The organism is Variovorax sp. KK3, assembly GCF_001984055.1.
In the GTDB taxonomy this organism is placed as follows: domain Bacteria; phylum Pseudomonadota; class Gammaproteobacteria; order Burkholderiales; family Burkholderiaceae_C; genus Variovorax.
Genome location: NZ_LYVO01000009.1, coordinates 106,390 through 121,074, shown reverse-complemented (window position 1 = coordinate 121,074; position 14,685 = coordinate 106,390). Strand labels below are relative to the sequence as shown.

Sequence of the window (14,685 nt, the reverse complement as noted above, 5' to 3'; positions counted from 1 at the left end):
TGGGGGCACCGCGCCTCCGAAGCGCCAGCAAGCACAGCACTCATACCTTGCCTCCTTCAGCATTCAAGAACCGAACGACATGCATCGCCACCACCTCCGGCGCCTGCATCGCCGTGACGTGCCCGATGGCCGGCAGCAGCACCGCATCGGCACCGCGGATGCGCCCCGCCATCGCCAGCGTGACGGTGGGCGGCACCACGCGGTCGAGCTCGCCGGCCAGCACCAGCGTCGGCGCGACGATGTCGGCGACACCCCGGTCCAGCGTGGTCGCCACCGTGGCGGCGCGGCGGGCGGCGCGGGGCGATGCCGGACGCGCGTTGGCGAAGATGCGCCGCAGCTCCGGCCGCTGCTGCAGAAAGGCTTCGGGAAAGAACCAGGTCGCCAGTTCTTCGGCCGTGCCGGGCAGGCCCTGCCGCAGTTCGGCCAGGCGGCGCGCGTCGGGGCACAGCTCTTCGTAGGGCCGCGGCAGCGGCCAGGTGCTGCCGAGCACCAGCCGGTCGAGGGCCCGCGGATGCAGCAGCGCCAGGGCCTGCGCGACCCGGCCGCCGAAGGACGAGCCGAACACGTGCGCCCGTTTGAAGCCCATGGCGCGGATGAACTGGTGCGCATCGTTGGCCAGGTCAGCCAGCGTGGCCGCGCGTTCCGGGCCTTCGGTGTCGCCGCAGTCGCGTTGGTCGTAGGCGATCACGGTGAAATGCTTCGCCAGGTGCGGCACCAGCGCGGCGAACATCTGGCGTGAGGCCTCGGCGCCGTGCATCAGCAGCAGCCCCGGGCCCTGGCCCGTGCGCTCGAAGGCGATGCGCAACTCGCCGGCCTGCACGAAGTCGGTCATGGTGCGCCTCCTTCTTCGTCGTTCATCCAGAAGGTCATCTCGATCTTCATGCCGCGCGGGTCGTGCAGGAAGAGCTGGTGGATGTCCCAGCCGGGAATCGGCGCCTCGGCGAAGGGCACGTCCAGGGCGTGCAGGTGCTCGCGCATCTCGGTCAACCCATGCGCACGGAAGGAGATGTGATCCACATGGCCGGTGACCGGTTGTGCGACTTCATCGGGCGTGGCGAGGTGCGCATACAAGTGCACGATCGGCTGGCCGCCTGCATAGAGCCAAGCGCCGGGCGCGGGCACTTCCGGCCGCGCGCCGGGCTCGAGGCGCATCACGCGCGTGTAGAAGTCGAACAGCGGGGGCAGGTCGTCCGGCGTGCAGCGGATCGTGAAGTGGTGGAGTGCGGCGACCGGCATGGCGTCAATCCAGCAGCTTCGACAGCGCACTTGCGAGCTCGACCGCCGGGTCCGCCGGCGTCCACGGCATGCGGAAGGCCACGTGGCCATCGGGCCGCACCAGCGCGGCGCCGCGCAGGCCGAGCAGCAGGCCGTCCTTCTCGTGCGAATCGTCGAGCTGGCGCACCTGCACCTTGCGCCCGTTGCGGCCCGACACGGCGCGCGCCGCTTCCATCCAGCCATCGGCTTTGGGGCCAGCGACCAGCACGAACTCGCGGTCGAACCAGTCGAGCGTGGTGTGGCGGCGCGCCATGTCCAGCCAGATGTGCGGAAAGCGCGCGCCGGGCCGGTCGGTCGGCTCGTACCAGCGCGGCCGCAGGATGTGCCGGCCCGTGCCGTCGGGAATCACCGCACCGTCTTCGTAGCAGAAGCCCAGCGACTGGCCGATGCTGTGGATGTGGTTGTCGCTGTCGCGAATCCAGAAGTCGATGCGGTCGCGGTTGCCCGAGCGCAGCGCTTCGTCGCACTGGATGAAGCGCGTGGCGTTGTGCAGGCTGAAGTCGGCGTTCGATTCGGCCACCGGACGGCGCTCGCGTTCGTAGCTGTCGAGCAGCCGGTCGCCGGCGCGGCCGGTGAGCACGAAGGCCAGCTTCCACGCGAGGTTGTGGGCGTCCTGGATGCCCGAGTTCATGCCGTAGCCGCCGTTGGGCGGAAAGCGGTGCGCCGAGTCGCCCACCAGCAGCACGCGGCCCTTGCGGAAGCTGGCCGCCACCTGGCGGCTCATGCGCCAGACCGAGCGGTTGATGACCTTCACGTCGAGTTCGGGCACGCCGGCCACGGTGCGGGCCAGGCGCACCACCTCGTCGTCGGTGCGCTCGCCGATGCGCTCGTCGACCTCGCGGCCCACCGGCAGCAGGCTCAGCCATTTGTCCTTGCCGTTGGTGTTGAGCACGGTGGTGATGGGGTAGGGCGAATCCTTCGCGTACACACGCCAGCCGGCGCAGGTGGCGGCGTCGCGCACGTGCGAAAGGTCGGCCTGCCAGTACTCGTTGGCCATCACGGCGATGGTCGACGGCCCGCGCATCTCGATGTCGGCCTGGCGGCGCACCGTGCTCGTGGCGCCGTCGGCGGCGATCACGTACTGCGCATGCCAGGTGGTGGTGTCGCCGTTGCTCAGCTGCCGGCTGGTCACGGCGATGCCGCCGGGGCCTTCGTCGTACTGCACGAACTCGTGGCCGAAGAGGAAGCGGCCCACCTTGCTCTGGCGCGTGTGGTCCATCAGCTCCATCTCCACCGTGTCCTGCGACTGGATGATCTTCCAGCAGGGCGAGTGGCCCAGGTTCGGCTCGGGCATGGTGCGGCCCCATTCGTGGCCGGTCATCGATTCGCAGAAGGCGAAGAAGTCGGCGCCGTCTGGCAGGGCGTGGCGCTTCATGCGCTGGTCGATGCCCCACTGGCGAAAGATCTCCATGGTGCGCGTGTAGGTGCCGCGTGCCTTGGGGTGGTCGGTGGTGGTGGGGCTGCGTTCGAGCAGCACGAAGTCGATGTCGAATCGCTGCAGCAGGATCGCCATCGACAGGCCCACCGGGCCACCGCCGACGATCACGACCGGAACCTTGTTGTGCATGCTCAGACCTCCAGGGATGAAGCGACGGGAGCACCGGCGGTGCCGTCGCAGCCGGTGAATGCGGTGATGCTGTAAGCCAGCCCGGGGTGCACGGGCACCCAGCGCGCCGCAGCCAGCGCCAGCAGGCGGATGCCGAGGACTTCCTGCGGCAGCCAATGCGCGCGGGTGCCGAAGACGTTGAAGGTGGCGAAGCACAGCGCGCCTTGCATCAGCGGCACGTTGACCACGCGGCGCAGACCCTGCACGCGCATCTGTTCGAAGTCGTCGAAGCTGCGCGCCAACGCGCTTTCGCCTTCGCCGACGAAGACGCGGCCCAGGGCGAAGAGGCATTCGGTCCACGGGCTCGGCGTCTTGCGCTTGACGCCGTTCACCGGGTAGCGCGAGGCCTCGGACGAATAGAAGCGGCGCAGGCGGATCTCGCCGTCGGGGTCGCCGGCCGTGGTCACGTTCTGCTGGATGCTGAAGATGCTGTCGGGCGCGATCAGCCGCCGCTGCCGGTCCACCTGCCGCAGCGCGGCCTCGACGCCCGGCGCCTCGGCCACCGCGTCGAGCAGGCCGGCCGCCAAGGCCATGAAATCCGGTGCGTTCGCGTCTTGCATGGGGAAAGTCTAGGCAGCGCAATTCACCAAGTTGCACTAAATTTTGATGAACCGATAACCCAGGAGTTATGACCGTGGTCACTGCCCGCGACCCCGCTGCCGACCTGCAGCACGCGCTGCTCACGCGGCTGAAGCTGCGCCAGCTCTCGCTGGTGCAGGCCATCGACCGGCACCGCACGCTGGGTCGCGTGGCGGCCGAGATGCGGCTAAGTCAGCCGGCCATCACCAAGGCGCTGCGCGAGGTCGAGGACATCTTCGGCAACATGCTCTTCGAGCGCACCTCGCGCGGGCTGGTGCCCACGCCGGCCGGCGACGCGGTGCTGCACTACGCGCGGCGCTGGCTCGCGGAGCTCGATGCCACCACGCGCGTGCTGACCTCGCTGGAGGCGGGCCGCAGCGGCCGGCTGCGCCTGGGGTTGACCCAGCAGGTGCCGCAGCAGTTGTTGTCCGCCGCGCTCACGCATCTGCTCGACCGCAACCCGCGCATGGCCGTGCTCACGCGCGAGGGCACGACCGATGAGCTGGTGGCGGGCCTGGTGGCGCGCGAACTCGACTGCGCGATCGGCCGTTCGTACGACGGCGACGCGACGGGCCTGGTGCAAGAGGCGATCTACCAGCAGGAGCCCTGCCTGGTCGTCTCCGCCAAGAGCCTCGACCGCCTCTCGCGCGGCCCGCTGGACTGGGCGCGCCTGGCGCAGCTCGACTGGATATTGCCGCCGCCCAACACGCCCATGCGCCGCACCTACAACGCGATCTTCGTCGGCGCCGGCGTGCAGCCGCCGATACCGATGCTGGAGACGACGTCGATCCGCAGCATGGAAACCGTGCTGCGCACCGAGCCCAACGCGATCACCATCTTCCCGCGCGACGTGGTGGCCGAAATGGAACGCGCCGGCCACTGGGCGGCACTGCCCCACCGCCTGAGCTGGAACCTGCCGCCGGTGAGCTTCTTCACCTTGAAGGAACTGGCTGGGCACCCGATGGTCGTGTCGCTTCGGGCGGTGGTGGTGGAGACTGCGAAGGCGATGCAGCGCCGTTGACGACGTCTGCTTTGATGTATATCCTCAATGTATATACAAGGAGTAGGCGTGATCTATGCTCGTGTCTTCCAATCCGGCAACAGTCAGGCTGTCCGCCTGCCGAAGGAGTTTCGATTGACATCGCAGCGTGTCGAAATTTTTCGGCGCGGCAACGACCTCGTCTTGCGCGAGCGGCCCGCCAACGCGGCCGCCATCTTCGATGCTCTCGTCAGCATGCCTGCCGACTTCATGGCCGATGGCCGAAGCGACGATCCTCCCCAGGAGCGGGAGGAGTTCTGACGATGGCGATTCGATACTTGCTCGACACCAACATTTGCATTTACATCGCCAAGCGCAATCCGGAGGCTGTCCGGGCTCGGTTCGAGCAACTGAGTGCCGACGCGCTGGCGATGTCCGTCATCACGCTTGGGGAACTGCAGCACGGCGCTGAAAAAAGCCAGGGCCGCACGAAGGCTCTCGCGACGCTGCGACAACTTCAACAGGTGATGCAGGTCGCTCCGCTGACTGCTGCGGTGGGCCAGCACTACGGCCAGATACGCACCGCCCTCGAGAAAAAAGGACGGCCCATCGGTAACAACGACCTTTGGATCGCTGCGCACGCTCGCGCCGAAGGGTGGGTGCTGGTCACCAACAACGAACGAGAGTTTCGCCGCGTCGATCGCTTGACAGTCGAAAACTGGGTCTAGCAGGCTCAACAACGCGCGGCCGCGGGTGCGGAACGGCCGCGCACGCGTGGCGCGGCGGGCAAGGCACCGGGTGGTCATCGAACGCGCTCGTGCAAGTCCATGAACGCCACCCGCCCGCTGAGCCAGCATCCGCGCACGACGCCCTCGGCATCGAAGCGCGGGCGCAGTTCGATGGCAGAGGGACATCCCATCGCGCGACCTTGGCGAATCACGCAGACGGCCGGCTCGGCTGGGGAGCCGACGTCGATCTGGCCGGCCGCCGCCAGGTGGCCCCAGAGCGCGGCGGCGGCGATGCCAGTGGCCGCGTCTTCGGGGTAGCCGGACGACTTGGGGAACTGCCGTGCGTACACGGCGGGCTTGCCATGCGGGTCGCGCTCCAGCGCGAAGGGATAGAGGCCGGTCGAGCCGATGGCTTCGCACGTGGCCTCGATGGCGGCGAGGTCGGGCATCAGCGCATCGAGCGCCGCGGCATCGGGCAGCGCGACCAGCGTCTTCACGCGACTCGTGGCGGCGTTGGTCATCGACGGCGGCAGTGCCTGCAGGCGCAGCGCGGCGGCGACGCGCTGCTGCTGCGCCGCGTCGAGCGCGTCGGCCTGCACCGCGGGCTGCGAAATCCACACCTGCCCGCGCGGCTCGTCCCATTCGGCGTCGACGATGCCGCTCAGCGTTTCGATGCGAGCGCGGGGCGTGGTCCAGGCGCCCCAGCGGCGCAGGGCCCACAGCGTGCCGACGGTCGCATGGCCGCACATTTCCATCTCGTGCTGCGGCACGAAGAAGCGGATGCGCCAGTCGGCGCTTGGGTCGGATGGCGGCAGCACGAAGGCGGACTCGTGCCCGTGGTCTCGCGCCACTGCCTGCATCCGATGTGCGCTCATCCCGGTGGCATCGGGAACCAGCGGCACCGGGTTGCCGCCGCCGGGTCCGTCGACGAACACGCGAATGCCGACCACCGTACCGGGCTGCGGCACGCGCTCGCCCTTCGTCGAATCAGTCAACGGTCGCTCCCACCGCCTGCGCGATCTTTCCCCAGTAGGGAATGTCCTTCTCGACCGTGGCCTGCAATGCGGCTGCGGTCCCGGGCTGTACGTTGACGCCCTTGGTCGCGAGGTCGGCCGCCACCGCGCGATCGGAGAGAACCTTGTTCAGCGCGGCATTGACCTTTTGCACCACGTCGACGGGCGTGCCTTTGGGAAAAGCGATGCCGTACCACAGCGACTGGTCGAAACCTGCAATGCCCTGCTGTGCAAAGGTCGGCACGCCCGCGAGCAGCGCATTGGGTGCGGTGGTGGCCATGGCCCGCAAGCGGCCGGAGCGGATGTACGGCGCCAGGCCCACGGGGTTGTCGAACATCAGCTGCACCTGGCCGCCGATGAGGTCGGTGTAGGCCGGCGCAGCGCCGCGGTACGGCACGTGCACGAGCGGCACGCCGGCCAGTGCCTTGAACTGCTCGCCGAGCAAATGCGACACCGTGCCCGCACCCACCGAGGCGAAGCTGAAGCCCTCGGGCTGCTTCTTGAGCGTGCCGAGCAGCGCCTTCACGTCACCGCCGCCCACGCTGGGATTCGTGGCCAGCACGTAGGGCGACAACCCGATGAAGCCTGCGTAGTCGAAGTCCTTGCGCGGGTCGTAGCCGAGCTTCTTGAAGACGCTCACGCTCACGGCATGCGTGCTGGTGGTCGCGATGCCCATCGTGTAGCCGTCCGGCGCGGCCTTGGCGACGAAGGCCGAGCCGATGGTGCCGCCCGCGCCGCCGCGGTTGTCGATGACGATGGGCTGGCCCAGTTCCTTCTGCAGCAGTGGCTGGATGGCACGCACCACGAGGTCGGTGCCGCCGCCGGCCGGGAAGGGCACGACCAGCGTGAGGGGCTTCGACGGCCAGGCTTGTGCGCCGGCTGCGGCGCTGAAGGCGGTCGAGGCCGCGGCCAGTGCGAGCGCGAGCAGCGAACGCAAGGGCCGGGCGGGGGAATCGAATGGCATCGGGCACTCCTTGGAACAGGTGACCCGATGCTAGGAAGCGATGCGCCCCCCGTAAAACCCGCAAGCGACATGGCGCGATCCCATTCGCGACACGCGTTCGCGCGCCGCTTCATTGTTTCCGCTAGATGAATGCCGAGGTGCCAAAACGCACATCCACGAGGCCACATGCCGGCGCAAACTTCATCCCACGGACCCACCGTTCAACCTCTTCATCAACCCCTCTGAAGGAAACGCGAAATGAACACCACCTCCAAGCTCCTCTCCGGTTTTGCACTCGCCATCCTCGCCGCCGCAGGCGTGAATGCCGAGACCTACGACGGCGTCGCGAGGGTCACGTCGACCCAGAGCCGTGAAGCCGTGCGCGCCGAAGGCGCGGTGGCCGCACGCAGCGGCGACCGCTTCGGTGAAGTCGCCGGTCAAGGCGTCGTGAGCATCGCCAGCTCGGCAGACCGCTCATCGGTCCGCTCGCAGGGCATCGTCGCCGCGCACAGTGCCAACCCCTACGCCGAAGGCTACGGTCAAGGCGTGATCCGCGCCGGTTCGAGCGTCGACCGCTCGAGCGTGCGCACCCAGGCCCGGGCCGCCGCACGCGGCGATCGCCTCGCGCTGTGATCCTGCCTCGAAAGCGAGGAAAGAACCGGGCCCTTCGTGGCCCGGTTTTTCTTTGTGGCCGGTTTTTTGTGCGCGGCTTCAGTCCGCCGCGTCGCGCAGCAGCCGGCCCAGGTGCCCGCTGTTCGCGAAGCCGAGCTGCGCACTGACCTGCGAGAAGGGCATGCCGCGGGTCAGCAATGCGCGGGCGTGGGCGGCCAGCATGCGGCGCCTCAAGGCGATGGGGCTGGTGCCGAGTTCCTGCCGGCAGGCGCGCTGCAACTGGCGCGTCGACACGCCGAGTTCGCAGGCGAGCGCATCGATCGACGGCAAGGCCCGCTCTTGCGCGAGCGCCGAGGCGATGCGCCGCAGCAGGGCCTGCGCGAGCGAATCGGACTGCAGCGGCAGCGCGACCGGCTTCGTCGCCTCCAGCTGCAGCACGATCGCACGCACCAGCGCTTCGGCGCTGCGCGGCGCCAGTGCGGGCGAGAGCAAGGCATCGAGCATGGCCAGGGTGGCGCCGTCGAGGCGAATGGCCGTCGGCTGCTTCAGGCTGCGAACCAGCTCCGGCGCGAGGTAGAGCTCGCCGTGGTGCTGGCGCGCGGTCTCGGCGACGGTCCGATGGGCGGTCGACGACGGCAGCAGCACCGCGGTGCTGCGCGTGAGCCGTGCGGTGCGCGCCTCCAACGCGCTGCCCGCACCTTCGTCGAGCCAGGCACTGCGCAGGCCGCCGAGCTGCGGCCACAGCAGCATCGCGCAATCGTGCGAATGCCATTCGCATTCGTAATGCGGCTGCCGGCTGTGGCCGAGCGCGAAGCCGGTTCGGGCCACGAGCGGCAGCTTGGACGAGAGGCGGGCGACGGCGGTCATCGATGAATCGTTCCGGTGCCCGCATAGTGCCAGCAAAAGCGCCGTGGCATCAATCGGCAAGTCGAAGTCGCCAACGGCCAAGCGCCTGCGCGCCATCGCTCCAAAGATCGGGCCATCCATCACCAACGATGGACAGCCCGACTACCCGAACTCAGGAGATGACGATGCACTTCTTGGACGACTCGCTGCTGCCCGAGCACCAGCAACCCCTGGTGATCCAGGCCGCCCCCTACGGACCGCAATGGCTGCCCGGCGATTCGGACGACGTTCCCGTGACCATGGCCGACCAGGTGCAGAAGGCCGTCGATTGCTACAACGCCGGCGCCACCGTGCTGCACGTGCACGTGCGCGAATCGGACGGCAAGGGCTCCAAGCGGCTGTCGATGTTCAACGAGATGCTCGACCGCCTGCGCACCGCGGTGCCCGACATGGTGCTGCAGGTGGGCGGCTCGATCTCGTTCGCGCCCGAAAGCGAGGGCGAGACCGCGCGCTGGCTCAACGACGACACGCGTCACGGCCTGGCCGAGCTCACGCCCCGGCCCGACCAGGTCACGGTGGCCATCAACACCAGCCAGATGAACACGGCCGAATTGAAGGCCGACACCGACGTCGTCGGCACCTCCTGGGAAGGCCTGGAGAACAGCCCCTACCGCGAAATGACCATCCCGGCCGGCCCCGCCTTCGTCGACGAGCACATCCGTCGCCTGGTGGCCAACGGCATCCAGCCACACTTCCAGATCGGCCACCTCGCGCAACTCGAGACGCTGGGCCGCATGATCCGGCGCGGCAAGTACATGGGCCCGCTGGTGCTCAACTGGGTGGCGATCGGCGGCGGCATGGACGGCCCCAACCCGCGCGCGATGATGGAGTTCATCAACCACGTGCCCGACGGCGCCGTGCTCACCATCGAGGGCACCAACCGCCCGACCTGGCCGCTGACCACCATGGGCATCTGCCTGGGCATGCACGTGCGCTGCGGCATCGAAGACACGCTGCAGGACGACCTGGGCCAGCGCATTCCGTCGGTGCGGCAGGTGGAGAAGCTGGTGCGCATCTCGCGCGAGCTCAACCGCGACATCGCCACCGGCAAGGAAGCCGGCCGCATCTACCAGATCGGCGTGCAGTACCACAGCATCGAGGAGGCGCTGGCGAAGAACGGCTATCCGCCGCTGCGCAAGCCCGGCCAGCGCGGTTTTCTGCACTACGACGGCGCCTACGTCGCGGGCGAGAGCCAGCGCGCGGTGGAAGCGCCGCGCCATGCGCGCGTCGAGCGGCGCCTGGCACTGCTGGCCGACCGGGCGTGGAGCGCGACCACGGCCGAGGCGCTGCCCTCCTGAGCGCGAGGCCGCACATGCGTCGATTCATCGCATCAGGCGCTCGCGCGTGGCTGGCGGCCGGCCTGCTGGGCCTGGCCATCGCCGCGGCCCTGGCGCCGACCAAGGCCGCGCGGGCGGCGGACTGGCCCGACAGGCCGATCCGCATCATCGTGCCGGCGCCGCCCGGCGGCATCACCGACGGCGTCGCGCGCCTGCTGGGCGACCAACTGCGCACCCACCTGGGCCAGCCGGTCATCGTGGACAACAAGCCCGGCGGTTCGGCCGTGGTGGCGGAACGCGCATTGATGGCGGCGCCGGCGGACGGCCACACGATCATGGTGGCGCCGTCGAGCATCCTCACGGATTTTCCGCTCACCGTGAAGACGCCCTTCGACCCGCTCGCGACCTTCACCTATGTGTCCGACGTGGCGAGCATGGTGCACGTGCTGGTGGCCAACCCGGCGCTGCCCGCCGCCACGGTGCGCGAGGCGATCGCGCATGCGAAGCGCACGAAGAACGCGGTCGCCATCGCCAACCTGAGCGCCGGCACGCGTTCGCACCTGCTGGGCGAGATGCTGCGCGAGAAGAGCGGCGGCGGCATCGTGAGCGTGCCCTACAAGGGCTCGGCGCCGGCCCTGGCCGACCTGATCGGCGACCAGGTGCAGTTGACCTTCGAGGTGGTGAGCAACGTGGCGCCGCTGGTGCGCAGCGGCAAGCTCAAGGCGCTGGGCGTGGTGTCGCGCGAACGCTCGGCCCTGCTGCCGGACGTGCCCAGCCTGGGCGAGGCGGGCTACCCCGAGCTCGTGATGCCCGACGCCAGCGTGGGCGTGTTCGTGCTCGGCAGCATGTCGTCGGCGATGCAGAAGCGCATCCGCGATGAGACCGAACGCATCAAGAAGTCGCCGCGCTTCCGCGAGATGCTGGCGGCCCAGGGCCTCGAAGCGCCGGTGCCGAGCAGCCATGCGGAGCTGCAGCAGAAGCTTGCCGGCACCATGGCGCAGAACCGCGCGATCCTGGGCCGGCTGGAACTGTCGACCGCAGCGAAATGAGTCAAGGCTGCGCGCGGCTTTCCTTGGCGCTGCGGTTGAACTGCGACTGATACCAGCGCGAGAAGCTGCTGGGCGTGAAGCCCAGCAGCTCCGCCACCTCGGTGAGCGGCCGGTCGCTCTCGTGCACGTAGCGCACGGCCAGTTCCTTGCGCAGGTCGTTGACCAGGCCCGAGAAGCTCTGCGATTCCTCCGCGAGCCGGCGCTGCACCGTGCGCGGTGCCAGCCCCAGGTGCTCGGCCACCTTCTCGATGCTGCAACGGCCTGTGGGCAGCAGCAGCATGACGGTGCGGCGCGCGTCGTCGAGCATGCTCGCTTCGCGTTGACCCAGCGAGGCATCGACCAGCGGCTGCGCATAGCGCACCATGGCCGGGTCGGCCCAGGGGTTGCGCGTGTCCAGGTCGGACCGGTCGCACACGATGCAGTTGAACTCGCAGTCGAATTCGACATTGGGGCCGAACAGTTGCACGTGCTGGGACAGATCCTTCGGCGCCGCATGCTCGAAGCGCACCCGGCGCGGCCGCCAGTCGCTGGCCAGCAGCTGGCGGATGGCGCGGACCATGACGCCCAGGGCCAGCTCCACGCGCTGGCGCGTCGGCTCGTGCGTGCCGCCGGCGATCAATGCCTCGCGGATCACCACCGTGTGCTCGTGCTCTTCGATGGCCAGCGTGAGCGCGCCGTTCAGCATGGCCTGGTAGCGCATCAGCAGCGCGAGCGATTCGCGCAGCGTGGGCTGGTCGCGCATCAGCAGGCCCACCGCGCCGAGGTTCGACAGGAAGCGCGAGCGCGCCATGTCCAGGCCGAAGCACTCGTTGCCGGAGGCCTGGGCGCAGGCCTGCAGCAGGCGGCCCGCGCGCTCCACGGGAATCATTAGGTCGGGTTCGTCGAGCACGGCCGGGTTCAGGCCCGCATCGAGCAGCATGCGCTCGGGGTTGAGCCCGGAAGCGCGCGCGACTTCACGGAAGTTGGTCAGGCAGGCGGCGCGGACAAGCGTGGCCATGGGTCGTGGGTCCACTCGGTGACGTGAAATGCCAAGCGCATGTCATCGGAAGACAAGCGTCGAACGTGGGGGCCGTCGACACTCGATGCATCGAACGATTCTACAAAGAGGCATGCTGGCATGACGCAAGACAGACGAGCCGCGCCGGCCCTGATGCGGGCGACTTCGCGCGCCACATCCATCCGGGTCGAAGCGTTGACCGGCACCATCGGCGCCGAGCTCTTCGACGTGCACCTGGGTGCGGTGGCCGAGGACGACGACCTGTTGGCCGAGGTGCGCCGGCTGCTGCTGCAGTACCGCGTGATCTTCTTCCGCGACCAGGACATCACGCGGGCCGAGCATGTGGCCTTCGCGCGGCGCTTCGGCGAGCTCGAAGACCACCCCGTGGTCGGCAGCCATCCCGACCACCCGGGCCTGGTGCAGATCTACAAGACGCCCGAGAGCCCCCCCGAGCGAAACGAGAACTCGTGGCACACCGATGCGACCTGGCGCGACGTGCCGCCCATGGGCTGCGTGCTGCGCTGCGTCGAATGCCCGCCCGTGGGTGGCGACACCATGTGGGTCGACATGGTGGAGGCCTATCGCCAGCTGCCCGAGGACATCAAGGCCAAGATCGAGCCGCTGCGCGCGCGCCATGGCATCGAGGCCAGCTTCGGCGCGGCGATGCCGATCGAGAAGCGCCTGGCCTTGAAGGAAAAATACCCCGATGCAGAGCACCCGGTGGTGCGCACGCACCCCGAGACCGGCGAGAAGATCCTGTTCGTGAACGGCAGCTTCACCACGCACTTCGTCAACTACAACACGCCGGCCAACGTCCGCTTCGGCCTCGACAAGGCGCCGGGCTCGACGCAGCTGCTGAGCTACCTCGTGAGCCAGGCCAACATCCCCGAGTACCAGGTGCGCTTTCGCTGGCGGAAGAACAGCGTGGCCTTCTGGGACAACCGCTCGACACAGCATTACGCCGTGATGGACTACCCGCCCTGCCACCGCAAGATGGAGCGCGCGGCCATCGTGGGCGACCGGCCCTTCTGAACGCACCCATGACCATGCCGAACCACGACATCTCCGCCGTCGACGACATCGACGACATCCAAGACTTTCCCGACGCGACCGTGCTCATCGTGCCGGGCCTGCGCGACCACGTGCCCGACCATTGGCAGACGCTGCTGGCGGCCCGATTGCCCAAGGTGCGCAGCGTGGCGCCGCTCGAGCACGACAAGTTGAGCTGTGCGGCGCGCGTCGATGCCATCGACCGCGCGCTGGCCGACATCGAAGGCCCGGTGATCATCGTGGCCCACAGCGCCGGAACCATGATGGTGGCGCACTGGGCGCGCCACGCCGCACGCGAGATCCAAGGTGCGCTGCTCGCGGCGCCGGCCGACGTCGAAACGCCGATGCCCGCGGGCTACCCGACGCGCGACCAGCTGCAAGCCGAGGGCTGGCTGCCCGTTCCCTTGACCCGGCTGCCCTTCGCGAGCATCGTGGCGGCGAGCAGCGACGATCACCTGACGACGCTCGCGCGGGCGCGACGCTTCGCCGATGCATGGGGCAGCCGATTCGTCGAGCTGGGCGCGGTGGGGCACTTGAACCCTGCGTCGGGCTTCGGAGAGTGGCCGCAGGCACTGGCGTTCATCCGCGAACTGGGCGGCGATCCGGTTTCTGGGCTGCGCCAATCGGGTTCAGTGCAGCACGAGAAGGCAGCATGAAGACACGCAAGCACACGAAGCGGCACGCGGTCGCGCTGATCGTCGCTACCGCGCTCGCAGCGTGGAGCGGCGCGTCGATGGCGCAAGCCGCGTGGCCCACCAAGCCGATCCGCCTGATCGTCGCCGGCCCGCCGGGCGGCACGGCCGATGCACTGGCGCGCCAGGCGGCCGAGGGCTTGAAGGGCGAAGGGCAGCCCGTCGTCGTCGAGGCCAAGCCCGGTGGCTCGGGCGTCATCGCCATCAACGACCTGCTCGCCAACGGCCAGGACGGCCACACGCTGCTCGTGATCCAGGTCGGCGCCGTGAGCGAGATGCCGCTGGTCAACAAGGTCAAGTTCAAGCCCTTCGCCGACCTCAAGCCCCTCGCGCAGATCAGCCGCACCGGCCTGGTCCTCGTGGCCAACAAGTCGCTCGGCCTGACCCGGATCGACGACGTGGTGAAGTACGGCCAATCGCAGAAGGACGGCGTGGATTTCGCCTCGTACGCGACAGGCATGAAGGGTCACACGCTGGGCATGCAGTTCGGCCACCTGAGCAAGGTCAAGATGCGCCACGTGCCCTACAAGGGCTCGCCCCAGGCCCTGGTCGACCTGATGGGCGGCCAGGTGCCGCTGATGTTCGACGGCGTGACCACCTCGCTGCCGCTGATCAAGAGCGGCAAGATCGATGCGATCGCCGTGAGCTACCCCACGCGCATCGGCGCACTGCCCGAGGTGCCGACCTTCAAGGAACTGGGGTACCCGCAGCTCGCGCAGGCCAGCTGGTTCGCGGTGTGGTCGCGCCCCGACGTCGCGCCGGAGATCCAGCAGAAGATCCGCGCTGCGACGCTCAAGCATTTCGACCAGGCCTCGGTGAAGCGCAGCCTGCGCGACATGGGCATGGAGCCGGGCGAGCCACTGAGCTCGCAGGCCATGATGGCCGACGCCAAGGCGGCCTACGACGAACAGGCGGCGCTGCTCAAGGCGATCGACTTCCAGCCGGAGTAGGCGCGCCTGCCCGACGCGAGCGGTGGCTC

At 68.9% G+C, this 14,685-nt stretch carries 16 protein-coding genes and 1 pseudogene; 9 read left to right on the top strand and 8 right to left on the bottom strand.

Features of this window, described 5'->3' with window-relative positions; translation table 11 throughout:
* Positions 1-40: 40 nt before the first annotated feature.
* The 4 genes from B0W80_RS06940 to B0W80_RS35375 are packed head-to-tail and all read right to left on the bottom strand — an operon-like array spanning position 41 to position 3,441.
* Positions 41-832 carry an alpha/beta fold hydrolase gene (locus B0W80_RS06940; protein WP_076998378.1) on the bottom strand — a complete coding sequence of 264 codons (792 nt, stop codon included), beginning with the start codon at positions 830-832 and terminating at the stop codon, positions 41-43.
* Positions 829-1,236, bottom strand: coding sequence for a VOC family protein (locus tag B0W80_RS06935; RefSeq protein ID WP_076998377.1), 408 nt, complete (start codon positions 1,234-1,236; stop codon positions 829-831). The genes B0W80_RS06940 and B0W80_RS06935 overlap by 4 nt, the downstream gene beginning before the upstream one ends.
* Positions 1,237-1,240: 4 nt before the next feature.
* Positions 1,241-2,842: an FAD-dependent monooxygenase gene (locus B0W80_RS06930; protein ID WP_076998376.1), complete on the bottom strand. Its 1,602-nt coding sequence runs from the start codon at positions 2,840-2,842 to the stop codon at positions 1,241-1,243.
* Between the two features lie 2 nt (positions 2,843-2,844).
* On the bottom strand, positions 2,845-3,441 hold the full coding sequence (locus B0W80_RS35375; protein WP_076998375.1) for a hypothetical protein: 597 nt from the start codon (positions 3,439-3,441) through the stop codon (positions 2,845-2,847).
* 74 nt (positions 3,442-3,515) lie between these two features.
* On the opposite strand from B0W80_RS35375, the gene B0W80_RS06920 reads away from it, so the two are divergent.
* From B0W80_RS06920 to B0W80_RS06910, 3 genes are read left to right on the top strand one after another with little or no spacing between them, the layout of a single operon-like run.
* On the top strand, positions 3,516-4,481 hold the full coding sequence (locus B0W80_RS06920; protein ID WP_179106846.1) for a LysR family transcriptional regulator: 966 nt from the start codon (positions 3,516-3,518) through the stop codon (positions 4,479-4,481).
* A 48-nt stretch (positions 4,482-4,529) separates the two neighbouring features.
* Entirely contained in the window at positions 4,530-4,760 is a 231-nt protein-coding gene (locus B0W80_RS06915) for an antitoxin (RefSeq protein WP_143684512.1), read from the top strand.
* Between the two features lie 2 nt (positions 4,761-4,762).
* Entirely contained in the window at positions 4,763-5,167 is a 405-nt protein-coding gene (locus tag B0W80_RS06910) for a type II toxin-antitoxin system VapC family toxin (protein ID WP_076998372.1), read from the top strand.
* Positions 5,168-5,241: 74 nt separating this feature from the next.
* Here B0W80_RS06910 and B0W80_RS06905 read toward each other — a convergent pair whose 3' ends face one another.
* Both B0W80_RS06905 and B0W80_RS06900 read right to left on the bottom strand, forming a co-directional pair.
* Positions 5,242-6,162: a PhzF family phenazine biosynthesis protein gene (locus B0W80_RS06905; protein WP_076998371.1), complete on the bottom strand. Its 921-nt coding sequence runs from the start codon at positions 6,160-6,162 to the stop codon at positions 5,242-5,244.
* Positions 6,155-7,144 carry a tripartite tricarboxylate transporter substrate binding protein gene (locus B0W80_RS06900; protein WP_076998370.1) on the bottom strand — a complete coding sequence of 330 codons (990 nt, stop codon included), beginning with the start codon at positions 7,142-7,144 and terminating at the stop codon, positions 6,155-6,157. The genes B0W80_RS06905 and B0W80_RS06900 overlap by 8 nt, the downstream gene beginning before the upstream one ends.
* A gap of 237 nt (positions 7,145-7,381) precedes the next feature.
* Between B0W80_RS06900 and B0W80_RS06895 the strand changes: the two genes are divergently transcribed.
* Entirely contained in the window at positions 7,382-7,756 is a 375-nt protein-coding gene (locus B0W80_RS06895; protein WP_076998369.1) for a hypothetical protein, read from the top strand.
* A gap of 78 nt (positions 7,757-7,834) precedes the next feature.
* On the opposite strand, the gene B0W80_RS06890 is transcribed toward B0W80_RS06895, so the two are convergent.
* Positions 7,835-8,602, bottom strand: coding sequence for a helix-turn-helix domain-containing protein (locus B0W80_RS06890; protein ID WP_076998393.1), 768 nt, complete (start codon positions 8,600-8,602; stop codon positions 7,835-7,837).
* Positions 8,603-8,766: 164 nt separating this feature from the next.
* Here B0W80_RS06890 and B0W80_RS06885 point away from each other — a divergent pair.
* A pseudogene (locus B0W80_RS06885) lies at positions 8,767-9,792 on the top strand (3-keto-5-aminohexanoate cleavage protein); the annotation flags it as partial.
* Positions 9,793-9,953: 161 nt separating this feature from the next.
* Entirely contained in the window at positions 9,954-10,967 is a 1,014-nt protein-coding gene (locus tag B0W80_RS06880) for a tripartite tricarboxylate transporter substrate binding protein (RefSeq protein WP_143684510.1), read from the top strand.
* Between the two features lies 1 nt (position 10,968).
* On the opposite strand, the gene B0W80_RS06875 is transcribed toward B0W80_RS06880, so the two are convergent.
* On the bottom strand, positions 10,969-11,964 hold the full coding sequence (locus B0W80_RS06875) for an AraC family transcriptional regulator (protein ID WP_076998368.1): 996 nt from the start codon (positions 11,962-11,964) through the stop codon (positions 10,969-10,971).
* Positions 11,965-12,144: 180 nt separating this feature from the next.
* Here B0W80_RS06875 and B0W80_RS06870 point away from each other — a divergent pair, with 180 nt between their 5' ends.
* Genes B0W80_RS06870 through B0W80_RS06860 form a run of 3 tightly spaced genes read left to right on the top strand, consistent with a single transcriptional unit; the run spans position 12,145 to position 14,656 of the window.
* The gene (locus B0W80_RS06870) at positions 12,145-12,996 is read left to right on the top strand and encodes a TauD/TfdA family dioxygenase (protein ID WP_076998391.1); all 852 of its coding nucleotides are present in this window, start codon (positions 12,145-12,147) and stop codon (positions 12,994-12,996) included.
* Between the two features lie 14 nt (positions 12,997-13,010).
* The gene (locus tag B0W80_RS06865; protein WP_083745231.1) at positions 13,011-13,670 is read left to right on the top strand and encodes an alpha/beta hydrolase; all 660 of its coding nucleotides are present in this window, start codon (positions 13,011-13,013) and stop codon (positions 13,668-13,670) included.
* Positions 13,667-14,656, top strand: coding sequence for a tripartite tricarboxylate transporter substrate binding protein (locus tag B0W80_RS06860; protein ID WP_076998367.1), 990 nt, complete (start codon positions 13,667-13,669; stop codon positions 14,654-14,656). The genes B0W80_RS06865 and B0W80_RS06860 overlap by 4 nt, the downstream gene beginning before the upstream one ends.
* Positions 14,657-14,685 lie beyond the last annotated feature (29 nt).